1 pseudogene is annotated in these 1,660 nt (G+C 69.5%); it reads left to right on the top strand.

The window, feature by feature from the left end:
- Positions 1-122 precede the first annotated feature (122 nt).
- A pseudogene (locus tag ACIHCL_RS36945) lies at positions 123-1,499 on the top strand (IS1380 family transposase).
- The last annotated feature ends 161 nt before the right edge of the window (positions 1,500-1,660 follow it).

The raw sequence follows: 1,660 nt of genomic DNA, 5'->3' as shown, positions 1-1,660 counted from the left end.
CCTCAGGCTTTCATGAAGCGGGCTGTCCGACAGGCGGTCAGGAAAGCAGAAAGTGCCTCTGACCAGCAAGAATGAGGATTGTCGAGGTCCTTGTTCCCGCTGAAACCAGAGGCACTTCCCAGGTGAAGCACCCTATCGGGTCCTATCCCCGTGTCCGCGTTCAGGATGACGGCCGTCAGGTCGTCTCCCAGGCCGGGTCGGTCCTGCTCGTCGAAACAGTCCGCAAGAGTGGCCTTGACCAGGCCATATCCGCAGCTCTGGGTCCCTGGCGCAAGCCGCGGGCCGTCCACGATCCCGGCAAGGTCCTCCTGGACGTCGCCCTGGCGGTCGCACTCGGCGGGGACTGCCTCGCGGACGTCGCGATGCTGCGGTGTGAGCCGGCCGTCTTCGGCCCGGTCGCCTCCGACCCGACGGTCTCCCGCCTGATCGACGCCCTCGCCGCCTCCGGCGAGAAAGCCCTGCGGGCCATCCGGTCCGCACGGTCCGAAGTCCGCAACCGGGTCTGGTCGCTGGCGGGCAAGAATGCCCCGGACGCCGATGGACAGGTCACGGTCGACCTCGACGGCGTCCTCGTGATCGCGCACTCCGACAAGGAGGACGCGACCGCGACCTGGAAGAAGACCTAAGGCCATCACCCCCTGATGGCCTTCGTCGACCACGGCCCCGGGGGAACCGGAGAGCCGGTCGCCGCCCTGTTCAGACCGGGGAACGCGGGCTCGAACACGGCCGCCGACCACATCACCACCGCCCAACTGGCCCTGGCCCAGCTGCCGAAGAAGTACCGGCGAGGACGGCAGACGCTGATCCGCACGGACTCCGCCGGCGGCACCCACGACTTCGTGTCCTGGCTCGCGAAGCGAGGCCGATGGCTGTCCTACTCGGTCGGCATGGTGGTCACCGACACCATTCACCAGCACCTCCTGAAGATCCCGGCCTCGGCCTGGACGCCGGCCGTCGAGACCGACGGCAAGGTCCGCGACGGGGCCTGGGTCGCCGAGCTCACGGGCAAGCTGCTGGACGGCTGGCCCAACGGCATGCGGCTGATCGTCCGCAAGGAACGACCGCATCCCGGAGCCCAGTTGAGGATCACGGACGCGGACGGCATGCGGATCACGTGCTTCGCGACCAACACCCCTGACCGGCCGATCGCCGAGCTCGAGCTCCGTCACCGGCTGCGGGCCCGGGCCGAGGACCGGATCCGGGCCGCCCGGTCCACCGGCCTGCGCAACCTGCCCCTGCACCACACCGCGCAGAACAAGGTCTGGCTGGAGATCGTCCAGATCGCACTCGACCTGCTGGCCTGGATGCCCATGCTCGCCCTGACCGGCAAGGCCCGGCTGTGGGAGCCCCGCCGACTGCGGTTCCGCCTGTTCTCCGCAGCCGCGCAGCTCGTCACCACCGGCCGGCGCAGGATCCTCCGCCTCACCCAGCACTGGCCCTGGACAGGCGAGATCACAGGCGCCCTCGAACGACTCGCGCTGCTGCCCAACCCGGGCTGACCAGCAGACCTCCCGTCCCGACAACAGCACCACCCGACCCCGGGCAGTGGAACCCGGCGCCCACCCGACGCGACACTCGGGCCACCGGCCTGCCCACCACCCGCCCCAGAAAACGAAAAGGTCCGCCGACTCCGTCGACGGACCCCCACGAAAGTTCGAGG

It is taken from the genome of Streptomyces sp. NPDC052042, assembly GCF_044548345.1.
Lineage (GTDB): Bacteria > Actinomycetota > Actinomycetes > Streptomycetales > Streptomycetaceae > Streptomyces.
Note: the sequence above shows the minus strand (reverse complement) of the source record. Positions and strands in the feature narration are given on the sequence as shown.